At 41.7% G+C, this 17,540-nt stretch carries 15 protein-coding genes; 6 read left to right on the plus strand and 9 right to left on the minus strand.

Annotated features, from left to right (window positions below; genetic code table 11):
- Positions 1 to 116: 116 nt before the first annotated feature.
- The 7 genes from BM099_RS08940 to BM099_RS08965 form a co-directional block, all read right to left on the minus strand.
- Positions 117 to 2,966 (minus strand): DEAD/DEAH box helicase, encoded by a 2,850-nt coding sequence (locus BM099_RS08940; RefSeq protein WP_090726946.1) that lies wholly within the window; start codon positions 2,964 to 2,966, stop codon positions 117 to 119.
- Entirely contained in the window at positions 2,959 to 4,368 is a 1,410-nt protein-coding gene (locus tag BM099_RS08945) for an EH signature domain-containing protein (RefSeq protein ID WP_090726948.1), read from the minus strand. Before BM099_RS08945 ends, BM099_RS08940 begins: the two co-directional genes overlap by 8 nt.
- Complete coding sequence (locus BM099_RS08950) at positions 4,368 to 5,273, minus strand: OmpA/MotB family protein (RefSeq protein WP_090726950.1); 906 nt, start codon at positions 5,271 to 5,273, stop codon at positions 4,368 to 4,370. Before BM099_RS08950 ends, BM099_RS08945 begins: the two co-directional genes overlap by 1 nt.
- A complete protein-coding gene (gene zorA / locus BM099_RS08955) occupies positions 5,270 to 7,006 on the minus strand; it encodes an anti-phage ZorAB system protein ZorA (protein ID WP_090726952.1) in 1,737 nt (578 codons plus the stop codon). The genes BM099_RS08950 and zorA overlap by 4 nt, the downstream gene beginning before the upstream one ends.
- Positions 7,007 to 7,192: 186 nt before the next feature.
- Complete coding sequence (locus tag BM099_RS08960) at positions 7,193 to 8,311, minus strand: IS5 family transposase (protein ID WP_342351365.1); 1,119 nt, start codon at positions 8,309 to 8,311, stop codon at positions 7,193 to 7,195.
- Positions 8,253 to 8,531 carry a transposase gene (locus tag BM099_RS20550; protein WP_198064116.1) on the minus strand — a complete coding sequence of 93 codons (279 nt, stop codon included), beginning with the start codon at positions 8,529 to 8,531 and terminating at the stop codon, positions 8,253 to 8,255. Before BM099_RS20550 ends, BM099_RS08960 begins: the two co-directional genes overlap by 59 nt.
- 255 nt (positions 8,532 to 8,786) lie before the next feature.
- Positions 8,787 to 9,065: a hypothetical protein gene (locus BM099_RS08965; RefSeq protein ID WP_143083754.1), complete on the minus strand. Its 279-nt coding sequence runs from the start codon at positions 9,063 to 9,065 to the stop codon at positions 8,787 to 8,789.
- Between the two features lie 176 nt (positions 9,066 to 9,241).
- Between BM099_RS08965 and BM099_RS08970 the strand changes: the two genes are divergently transcribed.
- The 5 genes from BM099_RS08970 to BM099_RS09000 all read left to right on the plus strand — a co-directional run bounded on the left by BM099_RS08970 (position 9,242) and on the right by BM099_RS09000 (position 14,775).
- Positions 9,242 to 10,018: a hypothetical protein gene (locus tag BM099_RS08970; RefSeq protein WP_090726957.1), complete on the plus strand. Its 777-nt coding sequence runs from the start codon at positions 9,242 to 9,244 to the stop codon at positions 10,016 to 10,018.
- Between the two features lie 143 nt (positions 10,019 to 10,161).
- Entirely contained in the window at positions 10,162 to 10,293 is a 132-nt protein-coding gene (locus BM099_RS08975) for an alpha-amylase (RefSeq protein ID WP_090726959.1), read from the plus strand.
- A gap of 52 nt (positions 10,294 to 10,345) precedes the next feature.
- Entirely contained in the window at positions 10,346 to 11,947 is a 1,602-nt protein-coding gene (locus BM099_RS08980) for a hypothetical protein (RefSeq protein ID WP_090726961.1), read from the plus strand.
- A 27-nt stretch (positions 11,948 to 11,974) separates the two neighbouring features.
- Positions 11,975 to 12,712, plus strand: coding sequence for a hypothetical protein (locus tag BM099_RS20555; RefSeq protein ID WP_090726964.1), 738 nt, complete (start codon positions 11,975 to 11,977; stop codon positions 12,710 to 12,712).
- A gap of 1,286 nt (positions 12,713 to 13,998) precedes the next feature.
- Positions 13,999 to 14,775, plus strand: coding sequence for an IS5 family transposase (locus BM099_RS09000; RefSeq protein ID WP_090726972.1), 777 nt, complete (start codon positions 13,999 to 14,001; stop codon positions 14,773 to 14,775).
- A gap of 231 nt (positions 14,776 to 15,006) precedes the next feature.
- On the opposite strand, the gene BM099_RS09005 is transcribed toward BM099_RS09000, so the two are convergent.
- Positions 15,007 to 15,204, minus strand: a complete 198-nt coding sequence (locus BM099_RS09005) for an MbcA/ParS/Xre antitoxin family protein (protein WP_090726975.1) — start codon at positions 15,202 to 15,204, stop codon at positions 15,007 to 15,009.
- A 656-nt stretch (positions 15,205 to 15,860) separates the two neighbouring features.
- Positions 15,861 to 16,535, minus strand: a complete 675-nt coding sequence (locus BM099_RS09010) for a hypothetical protein (protein ID WP_090726978.1) — start codon at positions 16,533 to 16,535, stop codon at positions 15,861 to 15,863.
- 363 nt (positions 16,536 to 16,898) lie between these two features.
- Between BM099_RS09010 and BM099_RS09015 the strand changes: the two genes are divergently transcribed.
- A complete protein-coding gene (locus tag BM099_RS09015) occupies positions 16,899 to 17,468 on the plus strand; it encodes a hypothetical protein (RefSeq protein ID WP_090726979.1) in 570 nt (189 codons plus the stop codon).
- Positions 17,469 to 17,540 lie beyond the last annotated feature (72 nt).

Consider the following 17,540-nt stretch of genomic DNA (forward strand, 5'->3'; position numbering starts at 1 on the left):
TATCATTTGAGTATTACATGCGCCAAATACAACCATACGAATACCTTGGATTAAAAAAAAAGCAGTCCCCCCATCCTGTAGGATTGAAAGCAACCTTTAGTAATAATAGTTACGCTCTAACCTTCTTCAAGACTGTCTTCAAAAAGCTGCTTTATTTCTTCGTTAGTTGCAGAGCCTGATAGTAACGCATTGTGGCTTAATTCCCTTTTTGCGGTTAATAAACGGTGTAGATTTGCATCAAACGATCGCTGCTGATAAGTCGGGTGGATCGCCATTGGGAAATATACATGCACTGGTTTTTTTTGTCCGATACGAAATACCCGATCAGTACTTTGATCTTCAACCGCAGGGTTCCACCAACGAGATAAATGTATGACGTGATTAGCAGCGGTTATTGTTAACCCGACCCCACCTGCTTTAGGTGACAGCAACATAACATCGAACTCACCTAACCGAGTTGTCTGAAAAACATCGACATACTTCTTCCTGGTAACCCCATCAATTTTTCCGTTAATCGTCATTGGTCGCTTTGGCAGTTGAAACCTTTGCTGGAGATACGTAGAAAGATGCTCCTGTACATCCAACTGCTCGACAAAAATTAAAACTTTTTCATTCTTCTTGCTAATGCTGTCGAGGAGGTCTATGACCCCAGAAAGACGAGCGGAGCGTCTGATAACCCCGTCATTAATGCCATTTTCATCAAAGTTTTCTGCCACTAAAGAAGCGCGTCGCATCTGCTGGATAATTTTGAGCATTCCACCAGGTGTCCCACGTAGACGCTGCCCATCTTTTATAATTCCTTCATAAGCTTCTGCTTGAAGCTTGGGCATAGGAATAGGCATGTCATGCAGGTATTTAGCGGTGAGACCTTCAAGATGGTCTTCTTTCATACGCCGCATCATTAGCGCGGGTTTAGTTTGTTCTACCAGTATATTTTTAAGTGCTCTTGCTTCTGTGGGGTCTGACTCGGCAGGCACAACATATCGATTATGGAACTCTCTCAATGAGCCGAATAATCCTGGTTGTGCTGTGTCAATGAGGCACCACAAATCCTTAAGTTCATTCTCTACAGGGGTTCCTGTGACAATCAGAGTAAAGTCTGAGGATAACGATTTAGCCATTTCGGTGTTTCGAGAGCTAGGATTTTTTATTTTTTGTGCTTCATCAAAAACAACCACTGCCCATTCAATCGAGATGAAGTAATTGATTTTATCCCGTAAGGTTTCATATGTTGTCATCACCCAGCCCGCTTGTGAAACGATGCTGTTGCGCTCAATCATACTGCGCTTTGCGAAAGTTCTCAGGTTTGGTCCGTATGCCTCAAATAGTGTTCCTAAGCCAGGTCGATGAAGGTGCATCTGCTCCTCATCCATCCAGTTTTTTAGTAACCCAGACGGAGCGACTATTAAAACGGGTTTGTTTGGTGTTTTGCCTGCCCGCATTGATTCTTGTAACAGCGCCAGAAACGTTAATGCTTGAAGAGTCTTACCCAGGCCCATGTCATCTGCTAACAATGCCCCAAGAGACCCTACTGACCAATGATCAGCTAACCAGCTAACTCCAAGCTTTTGGTATGGATATAATGGCTTTGTTTTTAGCAATTCTGGCTCGAGGCTCAGCCCTGCACGCGGACTACTTGTCAGGACATTAAACTCAACATCTTCTATATTATCCTTGAGTATTGGCGCAATCACGGTGCCAGGAGCTTTTTCTTCCTTCAGCTCTTCGAAAGGCTTTAAAAAATGAATAAGTTGATTCTTTATTTCGAGGTTAGCTGGTATTTTTTGCTCGTTAAAAACGATAACGGGGACTTCAGCATCAAGTGCTTCCGCGATAATTATCAGTAGTTTTTTAGCATCAATCACAGATAACTGGATGAGTAAGTCGCCCAGCGGTATAAAGAGCCTCTCACCATCTTCTGGTAGCCAGTCTCCATTACGTTCAACTTTGTAGGCGCATATTTTTGGCTCCCAGACACCAATACACTCTATACGCTGGCTTACAAACTCAGGGGTCTCTACAAATAACGAATCGAGATCTTCGTCTTGTGAGACTCCTTCTTGCAAAGCTTCGTTTATGAATTGATGGGGGTTTGCAATGAAGGCCAGTCGCCGATCTCGGTCTTGTGTCTGATAGTGTCTAATGACTTTAAGGACGTTAACAACTCTCGGAGGTAATACTACATAGGTACCGCCGCCAACAGCATAATTGGACCTCACTTGCTGCCTGTTACTAAATTGCTTTTCGAACTCTTTCTGTTTAGCGGTAGGGATAGCGTTTTCTACATCAGACTGTCCCTGAATATCGAGATCTTTATCTGCGTTAGGTTTGATAAGTACGGGTTCAAATCTACCAGAAGGCTTAACATCTAATGTTATTCGGTCCGCCCTACAGATGGTGATATGACTAAGCCGACCTTCTATGACGGTTTCTTCTGGTAGTAACTCTTGTACTTCACCCCATCGGACAAAACGCTCATCTAGATCCTCAGCAGGAGATATTCTGTAGGCATCAATTTTTTCTATCAGGGTATATATAGGATCTAAAATAAGTAATTCTTTGCCCCCTGCCTCTAACACGACTCCATTTCGTTTCACACCCATATAGGGGCGACCATCACTGCGAAGCAATTTATATTGCAGGGTGAATCCAGGTTGACTGATTAACCCCTGACCTTTGATTTGCAGACGACACTGTGATGGTGATGATAATCCAAGGTGCATAATTTCAACCTCGGTTAAACTAGCAATAAACTGATCTTCACAGATGATCTGTTCTTCCGCTGTCCTATAGGCTGAGCCTTGTTCTAGCTCTCTGAAGAGACAAGAAATATTGGCACTACCCGTAGCATGGACAATATCAAATAGCCCCCATTCATCAACGGGAACCGTGTGGCCTTGGTAAACAAGCGTAAAAATGAATTGCTTGTTTGATCTGACCCAATTCAACTCTGCCTTTTTAGTCATGCATATACTCGCTGCGGCTAACTCTTAAAGCTGTGTTGTCTTGGATAATGTCGGATAGTTTCTTCTGCCACCCGCCAGTTTGACTACCATGGTGAGCACCTTCAAAGTCAGGTGCTTTAATTAAGTCATCGCGAGTGTATTGTGAGCGATAAAACCTTGGTGGATTGTTAAACTCATGCCATGCACGATAACTACCCGAATGACTCCACTCGGTAATGACAAGATCGCCAATCTTCATTATAAGCGAGCTGTGCTTACTGTCCGCTGCACGTAAACTCGCATAAAGAGATTTGTTTGCTCCCAAAAATTCGCTGGCAGCCAGATTCGCATTCGACCCTAACGCCACCCATGCTTCTGAAATAAATCCCTTACGTAAATAAGCCTGCCAGAAACGCTTTCGGTAAGCCCAATGTCGATCTGCCATAGGATCATTACGTGCAACATGACTCAACAATGCAAAGAAGTCTTCCAAGGTATCTTCGACAAGCCACTGCCGAATAACAGACATACTGTTATCGGATACCCCTACCCATCTCGATACATTCAAACGTGGGTCGCCATACTGATCCATGAAAAAGTCTTTCAATCGCTCTTGGACAGGCTTGTAGGGTTGTTGAAACTGAAACGGTGTGAGTAATGAATCAGCTATCTGAACTCTAAGACTAGGAAAATCCATATTCTTCCCATCGGAAATAAATCCCAACAAGTCGTTAACGAAGTCTAATTCCCTCTGCTCATTTTGTTGATTTAGTAGACCGCCTACCTCTGTTAGAAAATGACCAAAGCAGAATTCGGTGAATTGGCTTTTTTCAAGTGCCCCTGTTAAACGATAAAGCTGAAGGGTTCTTGATATTGATCGGGTATCTTTCAGATCAGCTACCAGCTTTGTGTGCCCTTTTCCTGATAGAAAGCCAGAGCTCGATAACTCTTCCCGAAGTTTATTAGCGCGCAATGACGAAATTACATTGAGTAACGATTGTATGTTGGTTCTAAATTCGTCGAAATAGCTTTTTTTTACTGGGTAATAAAAAAGAAAAACGTGAATAAGAGGCGGAAGTACTGATCTTGGTGTTCGTTCTAGTAAGAACTTGAAATATAGATCCAGAAATCCTGGTAACGCTGCAAGCTCTTGTTGTCCCTCCACCAGGGGGATCAATAGCGCCCAAGGAGTAGTAGCCACATAGCGAGACGGTAGGTTATTGAGGTTTTTTTGCTCAGAATATAATCTCAATAAGTAATTATAAACCTCAAGCACACTCCTATTCTCTGGTTCTTTCAGTTCAGAAAAAAACAACTGATTAGACACTCGTTCAGCCGTTAATTTCAATTGCGAATGCTGTAATGAAGGGCCGTCTTTAAGAGGCTTGAAATCAAAATCTTCAGTAGCTCTTCTGGTATACATTAGCGGACACCTTGTTCCATTACAGCCTTTTGAGCATTGACCAAAGATGGCGGTGTCATAATAAAACGAAGATCTATACGACGATTAGCAGCGTCCGCAGTAGGTTCAGAGTATTCATGTCCTTGTACAGGACGACCATCGCCATAGCCACTAACTGAAAATATAGGCTGCCCGCTTGTATTAATCATAGAGTTTAATAGAGGTCTAGGCGGAGCCAGTAAACGGAAAGTGCGAATTGCTCTTTGTGCAGAAAGATCCCAGTTGTCCTTATACTGTCGAGACGACATGGGCACGTTATCCGTATGACCTTCTACAAAAACTGCATCTAACTGATTTTTAAGATTTATCTTTCCAGCACATTGATGGCCACTCGGTGGCGCACTGCTGTAACAAGGCAGTACCTCAGAAAAAACATCTCCTATTATCTGTAGGTTGGCTAGATTCGTTTGATCAAGCGTGTCTTTTGCTGATTGAAATCTGATGGCTTTTTCAGTAAGACGTAGCACACCATGCTGTGCATCAATTTGTACTAAAATTTTTGCAGCATCTAGCTTTTTTTGTAATGCAATAAGGAGCTCTGTTCTCATATCATTAGAGCTAGTTAACTTTTCAACGATTAGCTCCTGTCTTTCTGTAATCTCCTGTTGCTGTTTTATCGCATCATTAAGTGTTTTTGTTTGCTTTGCTGCATCTTCACTTTGTTGTCTGATTTTTTCATGGAGAGTCAAAGCTTCTTTCTTCTGCTTCATCATTGCTTCAATTTCTTTCTGACTGGCATCCTGAAAATGTATGATGAAAGCGACTAATGTGATTATGAAAATAAAAAGTAGTCCTGACATCATATCGCTGACAGAGATTAAATAACCTGCCCCCTCATCCTCCATGAAGTCTTGCTCGTAACTCATGCAAGAGCCTCATTCACCTTATCTTGCATAATTACCTTGCGAGCAAGTAATGCGCGTTGCTCTTCCATAGAATCGCCGATAACCTCAACCGTATCGGTGAGCTCTTTTGTGGCCGAAGCGAGTTCTTGCACTACCTTAGCGGCATGACGATCCAGACCAAGGACATAGTCGTTGGTTGATTGGGCATAATTTGCCAAACCTTCCTGCAATTTTTCGAACAGGGTCGCTACTGATTTATCAACACCATCAAAGCGATCATGGTAAGACTCCCATAATGTTTTGATATCAGAATTCATAGATTTCAAATTGTTAACTATTAGGTCAACTTGGTCGCTGGCATCCAGCACCTTATCTGTCGACTGGAGGATTTTATCTGCCGTCGACTCCATTTTGGTTGACGTTGCTGACAAATGTTCGCCTATTCTACTCACAGACTCTATGGCGACATTTGTACCAGACAGTGCTTGATTTAGACCATCGAGTAGTTTTTGAGTAGCGACTTCAATATCACCTATTTCGTTAACAGCTGTAGAAAGTTTATCCAAAGCTGAATCAAAATTAGCAGTAGCCTTTTCCATCTGAGTCGCTGACTGTTCAGCTGCTGACAAAAGCTTATCCGTAACTAAATCAACAGAGTTTTTAACCCCAGCAATAAGATCCGTAACGGCTATGTTAACTTCCTCTTTCATTTTAGAAGAACCATCGGCCATAGCAGTCATCATTTCTTCGACAGCCTTTTTGGAAGTGTCTTGCATTGCCTGCTGTCCTTCGGACAATGAAGTGACCTGATCTGACAGGGCTTTGTTCATCGTCTCGATGGTTGTTGCGAAAGCCTTCATCTCGTCACCAGCGGCTCCCGAGATCGACTCAGAGAACTCACGAATTAATCGTTCTAGCGTTTCATCACTTGTTGCTTGCTGCGAATCTTTTAAATCGTTTATTGCTTGGATCATTGGTTGAGAAACATTTTTTTCAATTACACCCGCCATTGAAACAGCTAAATCATCGGCAAAGGCTTCCATAGAGTAAGTTTGTCTTTTAGATTCTTGCAACGCTTTATTCGCTAGGCGTTCTGCTGAAAAATATTCAACTCGGGCGTCAATACCGCTTACTAAAATGAAGCATGCTTTATCAAAATCATGTATTCGCATTTTTTCTAACCAAGAGAATACTAGTGACGTACCCAAACCACATATTGAAGTTATAAATGCCAATGACGCCCCATCTAAAAGAAAACTAAGCGCTTTTTTCGCGTCTTTAATTTCTTCTGAATCTAGTCCTGGAGCGGCAAGATAAATACCCACAACTAAACCAATAAATGTACCGAGAATACCAATACCAGTGAGAATATTAGGGAATGTGTTATAGAACCGCATATTCACTTTATGCCGCAGAATATTACGCTGGTTGAAAAATGTTCCAGTGGGGCGAGTGTTTAAAATGATTTCTTTATCATCGTCATAATCACTACCAGGAAGAAGTAATGTTTCTTCAAATTCACGCCAGCTATCTTTCAGATACGTGGTTTCTTCCATCCACTCTTTGAACTCATAGTAACGTGCTGGAAACGCCTCTTTATCACGTTCTGATTTATTGATTTCAAGAGTAGCTTGTTTAAGCTCAGTAATAAGAGGCGTTATACGTTGTGTGAATCGAATATAGGTAAAGAATGCGGAGAAGATCAGAGCTGCACAATAAACGGCAATCCCTTCAAACGAGATGAGTACTTCCATGAAATTTTCCTATCCTTGTTGTGATCGTAATACATTTGGATATAAGTATTACACAAAATTGCTAGCAGAGTGATTACTGTAGACTTTTTCCTTATTTATTCGTACATCAACCCTGACTTGTGTTCTGGGTAATTAGTCGGCCCTAAAAAATACCGATTTTATCATACACCGTAAATGTGGGCTCCTTTACCGCAAGTGAGCCCACACCCATCCATGACCCCATACCACATCTCGTTGTATTAACAGCATCCACACTTCATCCTTACATTCGAACAAAAAGAAAGCGATCATCCACTTCCTTAAGTTCCACGCGCAGGCGGCCATTAAAAGATTGATAGCATCTCCCTGGTGACCCTTAAGCCAGTTTCGAGAAAGACGATAATCATGTTTCAAATGACCGATGATCGGCTCAATCGCAGATCGTTGCTGACATAAGCCCCTTTTACGCTGGCGCTCTTTGACGCTATCACGCTTAAAGGGCGCACTGGGTAAAATGACTTCACACTCCACTGAGCGCTTTGAGCCCCGATAACCTCGATCTACCACGGCAGTTTCTATCGGACGCTGCCGGCACTGTTCGGCATGCGCGAGAGCTGTCTTTAATGTTTTTGAATCATGCTCGTGACTGTCATGGCTCGCTACACCGACAATAATATGATGGTTAAGTGTCGCCACAACCGAAGCCTTGCTGCCATATTCATAAGGCTTATGATCTTTTCCTTTACCGACACAATAAACACCGGGTTCATGCAGGCTGTAGATTTTATGCTTGTCTTTGGGTTGTTGTGCTAACACCCGTTCATACAGGTCAAAGTTGTTTGTTTCTTTTTGCAGAAGACTATCCGGCAATTTACGGCGTAACTCGCGCAACAGAATACCCGCGATAGTACGTAATCGTTTCAAGGCCTTTTTGGCTTTACTACGGCGTTTGACATGACGGAAGTGGCGACAGACCAATCGTAATGCCTTTACCTCTTTAATAAAGGTACGGCGCTGTTGAATGCCGTACTTCTTTGCCAGTTTATTCAGGCGGTTGATGATGTTGATGGCCAGTTTAGTATCTGTCGGATAGGTAATGGCCTTTTCCTGCACGGTAGTATCGACCAGTACAACGGGATCATCGGCGGCATCGCCATGTAGCGCGACGGATAGCTCAAACAACCGCCCCACCCCTTGCTCCCCTAATCGTTGCCGGAACTTCACCAATTCCGTGCTATGGCAGGGAGGCTGCGTTTGGAAGCTCGTTTCACCGCAGAAAACCTGATAGTAAGGGTTCATTCTGCCATTGAGCGACAACCGCTTCATCACTGAGGTTGTAGAGTTGTTTCAGCATGAGCAAACCACTCATCAGGCGGATGGGCTTTACGTTTCGGCCTCTGGCGCTATAAAGCGGCTTGAACTCATGTTCGAGTAATGACCAGTCAATCGCACGACCGAGTGCCAGTAAAGGGTGATTAGCATTCAGTTGATTGGCAATATCGAAGAAGCCGGTTTGAGCTGAATCAACAGGGCTATTGGGGAGCATAAACAGTAAATTTCGACCAGAAATTGAGTATTAATTTTATCAACTCTGGTCGAAATTCTCTATTAAAAATAGAGATATTATCAAGGTAAACAATTGGTTATGATTTTTTCAGGGCCGACTAAATACTCAAAAGCACACTGATTACAGAAAATAATCTGTGGCGTATGCATTTATACTACGGCTTGTTCCTTGTCGCTAAAGTACTCGTTAAAAAAACATCCATTATTGCAAGCGCATGATCTGATTGCTTAGGTGTTAAGTAATCGTTTTTTTGCGTCGAAGACTATGTAAGCTAGTACCAATCAATGCAGCAAATATGGCGGGCTGGCTACCGTTCACTTTTGCAGCAATGTAGAACATTGTCATTGGCAAACCTTCTCTGATAACGCCTAAAGCGCTTCCAATAGTACTCATACGGCTGTCATCGCCACCTGACAATTTATAAGCAACTGAATACATCTTTTCACTCCAGAGCTTGGCCTTACTACACGCTATTTTCGTTTTTGTTTTCTTTATTGCATCAACAGACAGCATATAAGAAGATCCACGATCTGAAAAATGAAACGCCCGCTCCCTCTGCTTTTATTGAAATAAAATGCGCTATAGGAATCTTATTACAGCCGTCAATGTGCTAATAGATCAGTATATTTTACTGATGTTGCATGTTAAATTTATAGTCTACGATCATATTTATTAAGCGGGAAGGAACCTTGCTACAGTCACTCAAACAGTCTTTAGTTCTGTCATTGAAGAAGCAGACTGAAGAAACCTTCGGTTATATTTTTTCACTTCTAGCATTTTTGATATTCCTGATGGGGAAAGCGATAGGACTTCAAAATCACGCTAAAGGGTTCTATTACCTTGCTGTGATAACTTTGATATATGGCTTCTTAGTTTTCGTAAATACACTGGCTAAGCCTTTTATCGATTCAGGGGCAGGCAAGTTAGTGATATCCGGGATTTTGGTGATTGGAAGTGGTGTTAGTCTTGCCTTGGCCAGACTAACGATTAATGGGGAATTACATGTCCCCTCTTCTGCATTTCCAATAACTCAGTCCATTTTAGCCGTGCTTTACGCCCCACTCACTCTCTCTATTTGTCTGGCGTTTTCTGGTGTGATTTTTATCGTTATAGGCGCCATGTTGAGCATTATTCCCTATAGGGTTAGTTCAATCAAAAGCTTCCTTACAAGCTGGCATCAAGGTGATGAAATCTCAGTTATTGGGATTATAATTAACCTTGTGCGTTTATCCGGTCTGGTTGCTGTTATCTCCGTTGCCATGCATTTTTCACAAAATAATGATTCATACACTGAAGCGTTAGCATCATTTACACGTTGGTTTGCTTATTCGTTTGAGTCTGATGAGCACAGCTACTGCACGATAAATCCAGGGGAACGTGTTGCCTACCTCGACAACGACAGAATCGTTGTCGCTACAAAAAAATCAAATGAGCCGTATGTCTACGAGATTAGACCCTGTTTATAAAAGAGATAGCATTATCAGTCTAATATTTAAGTGATTGATATAAATGTAAAAAAATGCGTCTCAAAAACAGAAGGTTACCCGCAGTCAACATTTCTGTAAATTTTCACCAGCAATAACGCTAACGTAAACAAAAGGTGAGAACTATGTCGACTAAGGTAAATAATAATCATAAGGCGAATATCAAAAACACTAACCAAGGCACTTCTGGTAATAACGTTGCAAACGGCAAAGCAAATGGTAACCGGGGTAAGCAGTTGAACCCTAATCGCAAATAATTAAAGGAATATCAGGCTCTCCTCTGGAGAGCCGATTGATAATGGATTATATATGAAATCGGATATAGGCTTTCCTCCGTTAGGAAAACTAGCAAAATTCTTGTTTGAAAGTACTGGGTTATTAGCAGAGAAAGCAGCTAAAGAGGATGGCAGATTCTCTGATGCAGAGCGGAAAAGATTACAGAAAGTACTTGATAGACTTGTAGCCGAAGAAGGCAATTTTTCTGAAAATTTTAATAATGTTTTGACTATTTTTAGTGAGCAAATTCAGCAGATCATTCCTTCAACAAAAATAGCTGACGCCATTTTATATTCTGTGGAAGATGTCTATGACCAGTATAGGCACTTACTGAAAGAGGAAGGCACATATTTCAATCAGAAAGAATCAGTAAAGTGGGCGTTAGACACTAGGTTTATTAATCGGTTGATTCTTTCCCCTCAAAAAAACTATCTAAGGCTTAATATCCAGGATGAGGACTGGCTCACACCTGATGATGCTTTTTGGTTTCTGCCTACGTTTACAGAGGACGGTGTAACTTGGCCTTTGCAAAAAGCGCTGGAATGGACCTACCTGTTAGCGGATACGTCACTGACGCATTTTCATTACCCTGATAAGACAATAACGGAAGAAGTCTACCCGTTAAATCTTAACGAAACGAATGCACGTAATTGGCGAAAAGGAAGGCACCTTCCCAGTTGGCATGGTCTCAATGCTAACCTAACACAGTCATTCGACGCGATGGAACAATGTACATCAGCACACCACCGAACTCTCTCAGCGCATCAGAAATCGTCTGTAATGACCGTTGCATGTATAGCCAGATTTAGTACCTATGTGTGCCAAGAAATTGAGCGTGAGTATGGTCAAACGTTTCTGAAACAGCTGCTTCAACGCTATATGAGCTATACAGGGTACTTAGCACAGGATCACGCTGAAGTATTAGCGTATGTGGATTCAGCAATGAAGAAAGACTGCCAAAACCGGTTGGATAGAAAACATTTACGTGGTGCGTTGTTATCTGAAGTGGTTCCCGCCTACTGGAAGCATAAAGCGGATGTTGGAATAGCTTTTGGAAACGCCTTAGAGGCCCGCCGACATCAGGAAAGCAGGCACGGTCAGCCATACACACCTGAGGAACAGAAAGAAATCATACATAATTTTGGTCGTTTTTATGGACTCTCTCTGATTGACAGTTACTCCATTCAGGCCCAATACCCACCTCTTGAGCTTTTTTTTGATGAACTCATCGAAGCTGAGAAGTTAAGGAAAACGCGAGACTTAGAAGAATCAGCCATTAATGCATTCGAGCAGCGCCTCCAACAGAAATCACTTAATTACGCTCTAGGTTGGTATGTTTCTTGGCTATACTCAGTTATGTATTACCGTCAGGAATCATTTGAAAAAGCACACCGGCATTGTAAAAAGGCATACCAGCAGGTCAAGTATTCTGGGGGCAACAGACATTATCCACTTGTAAACCTGTATATTGAGCTGTGTGCAAAAACGAAACAAAAGAAAGCCTTCAGAAAAGCTATTGCATGGGCGCATTACATAGGTATGAGAGTGCGCTGGGTTGGTAATGAAAACCCTACTGAAGAAGAACTGGACGTTGCATATACCTTTTTTCAAAACGGAATTTATCCGCAGACATGATGCGTCTGTTAAAGACAAGGAACATACATGAGTCATTACAAAATAAAACTAGGCAAATGCAGAACAATTTTTTTTGATCTGGAGTTTTACGTACCCGAAACCAGCCGCCTTGAGAAAGGGTTTAGCTATAACCCCTGGGATAAAGCATGTAAGTTGATTGGAGGCTCCTTTCTTATTGCCAATCCTGATAAAGACATTCAACTTAGAGATGAGCTGGTTCGTAAACGCATTAAGTCTGTTTGGTGCTGGGAGTGCGATTCAGAAAAGGCTCTGGTGCAACAAATCTATGACCTGCTTGAACAAGCTCTGGTAATTGTTCACCGAGCACATGACGGAAAATTATCCCCTGTTCTATGCGGGATAGGTATTACCACTTCAGATGTTCTGATCCTTTGTGACTTGTTTCGTCGTTATCAAATTTTAGATAATGCTGGTGTCTTTGCGTTCATGAATAAGTTTCGTGTGATTGACCTGTCCCAATTGGCGATTGGCATGTTTAATTCTAATGTGGATTTTTTATACCCTAAGGTCAAAAACGATATTCTTATAAAATATCAGCACGGAACTAAGTTTTCGTCGGGCACCAGTGTGTGGGGTTTGTATGAAGAAAAAAACCATGCACTCATTCAAGAACGTGTAACGGATGAAATTATGTCTACACATCATTGCTACAAAGCTATTATCGAAGATATCAGACGTTATAGGTCATTAGATGTTGCGGAAAAGAAACGTCAAAAACTGAAGTTGAAACAAGAAGCATTGTAAATGCCTGCTTGATCTTGAGCCTCGGAGCCGGCGGAAAAAGGGTAAATTTGGAGATTAAAAAATGGACTTCTGTAGTATCTGTCGCGGGTCTATAACGTTCTTTAAGCGGAACGGCAAGGTACATACGCCCCATAAGCATGGTCCTTGTATACATAGGCTCTACAGAAACAATGAATCCTATACTCGCCCCTTTCAATGTAAGTGCGGTGCTGAAGTATTTTACTATCGTTCAGATAACGGCGGAGAAGCCGTTTTTGATGCACTGGGACCGCCATGGCCAAAACATCAATGTTACCTGCGTACCGATTATCCTAGCCTAGAGCTACGCGGATTTATGCCTGTAAGAATTGACTCACTCCTTGAAGATAGCTTAAAGGTGCGTGTGAGCTTGTTTGAGCCATATCGGAAACTGTGCCTTGAGGTTACTACTGAAGTGGCTTATCAGTTGCTTCACTGTTATCGTGATGCACCACTTTTATTAGAATCGGAGAAACAGGAACCTAAATTGCCACTTGTTTTTCATACGATATTAGAAAAGCCGATACGTCCCTATTCTGAATTAAAAAATCAGGTGGAATATACTTTCGAAGCTAAATTACTTTCGGGTCCTTCAAAAATAAGGTCGCATAGAAAAACACAGTAAGGCGTCACTTTCTATTAAAAAATAATCATCACCGACGAGACCGGTAAACCAAGCAGCACGATGATAAGTTAAGTCCCAATAGGTCTGGACCTTGCCCGTCATTCATTGCATTGATTACAGAGGCCAGTTGTTTCAGCTTAATTTGAAGTTCAGATTTTCCCCAGCCTTTAAGCTCACTGTTAAGCTTTTTTTGCAGTCAGTCTGGACGGTTAGGTGAATTGTTTTCTTCGAATAAATTTTCGACATTCCACCACGCGAAGTAGTCTTCAGTTTTCATAAGGTACTCCATACACACTAATCTTATAAAAATATAAAACCTATCTTCTGTGTACCCTCATATGAAACAAATATATACATTTAGTGCCACGTATTAGGTGTATGTTTTGGATGGTGGGCTCAGCCGACAGTAACCCTCGTCATTAATTGATGGTGTTAAAAAACCGATCTAGATCACTCGATCAGACGCTGAATTCGGATGGCTGATTGGCCACAGTGGCTCAAATAAAGTAAGAAACCTGATCAGATTGGGTATTCACGTACTGGTCGCAGTCGCGTGTGTTGCCAGCACTAGGGACGGTGCGAATAAGTCCCCAGTCATGAGATAATCAATCTTCCTTCACCACTAACAGACAGAGATTTAAGCATGGAGCAGCAACTGAGCTTCGCCGACAGCGAATATCGCCATAAGCGCCATCGCACTCGCACTCGCACTCGCAAAGAAAAATTCCTCGCACGTATGGATAAGCCGATCCCTGATCACACCACCATTATGAATTTTCACCACTTGCTGGAAAAACATAACCTCGGCCGCCAGATATTCGACGATGTTAACCAGTGGCTAGCTGATGCAGGTGTGCTCTTAAAAGAAGGCACACTGATGGATGCAACCATCATAGAAGCCCCTAGTTCAACCAAAAATAAAACAGGTGAACGTGACCCTGAGATGCACCAAACCAAGAAAGGAAATCAATGGCACTTCGGGTTGAAGGCTCACATTGGTGTTGATGCCCGAACAGGCCTAACGCATAGCCTGACCACGACAGCGGCCAATGAGCATGATCTGAATCAGGCAGACAAATTACTGCATGGTGAAGAAACGTTTGTTTTTGCCGATGCGGGTTACCGAGGCATAGAAAAGCGTGAGAACCTTCAAGACAAAAAGATTGACTGGTATATAGCAGAACGTCCAGGCAAAGTCAGAGTGCTTAAGGAACGTCCACGCATCAACACAGTACTGATTAATACCGAGTACCTGAAAGCCAGTATTCGAGCGAAGGTTGAGCATCCCTTCCGCATCATTAAATGTCAGTTCGGCTTTATCAAGGCGCGTTACCGTGGCCTGATGAAAAATGACAACAAGCTATCCGTCATGTTCGCACTCGCGAATATTGTTCGAGTGGGGCAGTTATTAAAATCGTAGCGGGAGTAATCCGCCTACTTGATAGGCTAGACGCAAAGGATGGATGAAAAACAGTCAGTGTTTGGCTTAAATTGTCGATTAAAGCAGTTTTTAGCTGCAAGGCTCTAAAATATTAACTTGATCGTACCTTCCTTAGTAGACCACTACATGGTATCTAGATGACTGGAGAGAATCGTATAATCTAGGCTGTGAAAAACGCATCGTTCGTTCAATTTTGAGAACGAAAATCGCTCATGCTGTGATTCCGTGTTTCATTCTATTAACTAGGTCGCGTACTTTCAAATAGCCAAACTCCTTTTTGCAGTATTCCCCCGGTTTATGACCGCCAAGCGTTATATTTGGTGTATTAAACCATAAAAGTGCGGCTTCTTTGTCGCCAAAATACTGAACTGCTTCATTGAAAAGCTCTCTTTCTATTTCATTGTCCATCGTTGTAACCCGCAATATACTATTTGGTTTAAAGTGAACAAATATCTACCGGTTTCCTTTATACCCATTGGGCTCCTATTATTGCGCATCTTTGAGATTATAACTCCAATCATAACCGACCATGTAACTATATAAAGCTATTTATTTTCAATAACTTACTTCGTTTTTAAAATTAAGTTCTAGAGGGAAATCAGGCATGAGTTTGTAAGAGGATACGCTACATCAGCTAATTTTTTTAGTATCAAGTGCTTTATTTGTTTTCAAAGAATCTTTAAAAGGCCTCGCTATCGCGAGAAAGAAGCCAGTTGTGAATAAAAGAAGAGTGAGGGAAGTTTAGAGAGAAGCAAAACAACTGTTATAGTCAGTTATATAATTAATATTATCATATTTTAACATAAAAATCAATGACTTGACTTATTTATATTAGTGATTATATATATAATCTATTTCATATAAAAAGTCCAATAAAAGTCAAATCAGTGCCCGCAATCCTTAGTAATTCCATAAATTCGAGCAAACACTTCTTTTAAGTTGATAATTAAACAAAACCATTGAAGGTTATACTTTAACCACCCTCAATGATTTTATTGTTGATAAGACTGGATCAAATATTCGTTGTGCTTTCCTCGAACCTAGTAAATCTCTATACAGTGGAATTATCCCGTATATAGATCTTGAAGGTCTGCTTTATTAAGAGCCGTTTTAACAGAGTGACGATATGTTGCTTCATTGCCGCCCTGTTGGCGGGCCATCTCAGCAAAGCTCATCCCACCCAGGTAAAGCAGAATTCGAGAGATTTGCTGTTCTTTAAGACCCCTTTGAACAAGCATCCCCTTTACTTTGGGGGCATCTAAACTTGAGTGATTATCTGTCTGCTGGATGTGCTGGTCCCAAAAATCCGTGTCATCTGTCTTTTCTGAATTAATTTCGTAGCGCGAGCGCACACCTGATTCCTTCGGCTGTTTCTCACCACTCCCTGCTGGATCGTGATTATTTTTATCTAAGCTCCAACGGTCGAGGCGTGTTTTGCAGTAATTATTGACCGAAAACTGAAGGTATTTTGATAGCGGGTGGCTAAGAATATCTTCGGTTATTGGTTTGCTCGCATCATCCAGTAAAAGTTTGCTCGTCCCCTCGTTTAAGCTTGCTAATAGCTTAACAACGCTATCACTAATCGCGTCAGCGGCTATTTCTCTAGCTTCACCAGCGGTATATAGCATTGCCCCAAGCTTCCGATCCACCAATTTTGTTGCTCTTTCCTGCATTTTTGGATGTGTAGCCATCTCACCGAGCCGGTTTTCCACCGCGCGTTTAAGTGTTTTTTCTTCCATAAACCACCCTAAATCTTACATAACCATAAAAAAACCGTCCTTTTAGAGGATAGACCATAAGTACTTATTTTCACCTAAAAAGCATTTTTCGTGAGCAAGATTTATGTTCGAAATAATTAAATGAATAATAATGAAAAATAATATTACGGATTCTCGTTGTTTTTTAGTTACTTATAGTGACAGGCCAATAACTGACAGCTGATTGATTTAATATAACGTATATTATGTATATAAATCAATAAGTTATCTGTTGACTGTATTGTGCTTTACGCCTAGGGTTTATGAACTATCACATCCATATAAGAGGAAATAACAATGTTGAAACGTCCCTTAGAACGAACTTCTCCAGTAAAGAAAATCACAATGTTTTCATCTGTAAAATGCAATCGTGTGTTTTTCTGTGAAAGCGCCTTAGAAGTGAATGCACTGCTGTGGTTGGAGTTTGACGACGCGATTACATATTACGAAACACAACCGGATTCTTTCGAGTATTACTTTCAAGGTAGAAAACGGCGTTACACGCCTGACTTGCGTGTGTTCCAGGAAGAAAAATCTAACCTGGAAGAGATTAAACCGTTTTCAAAGTGCCAGTCAGATGATTTCAAATTGAAATATGGCGCACTTACCCATCTTTTTTCTAGCATGGGTGAAACACTCAGCCTCACCACCGATCGTGAAGTCTATGTCGGTGATGCAGTGAGTAATTTCCGGCTGTTATATCGATATCTCTCTGAACCACTGAACTCCAATCAATTGGATAGATTTCAGGCAAAACATTCGACTATCAACATGTCCTGGGAGGAACTAAAACACCGTCTGCATGAATGTCGTTATCCACCCACATTTGCTTTTCAACTACTTGCGTATGGGTATCTTGATTACGACTATTTGAAACACATTTCAAATGCCATGGAGGTCACGTCAGCATCATGAAGCAGATTTTCGCACCCAACAGTCGTGTATGTCTGCAAGGTCGCATGGCAAACCTTTTTCCCGCCGGCACTG

This window comes from Neptunomonas qingdaonensis (assembly GCF_900113275.1).
Lineage (GTDB): Bacteria > Pseudomonadota > Gammaproteobacteria > Pseudomonadales > Balneatricaceae > Neptunomonas > Neptunomonas qingdaonensis.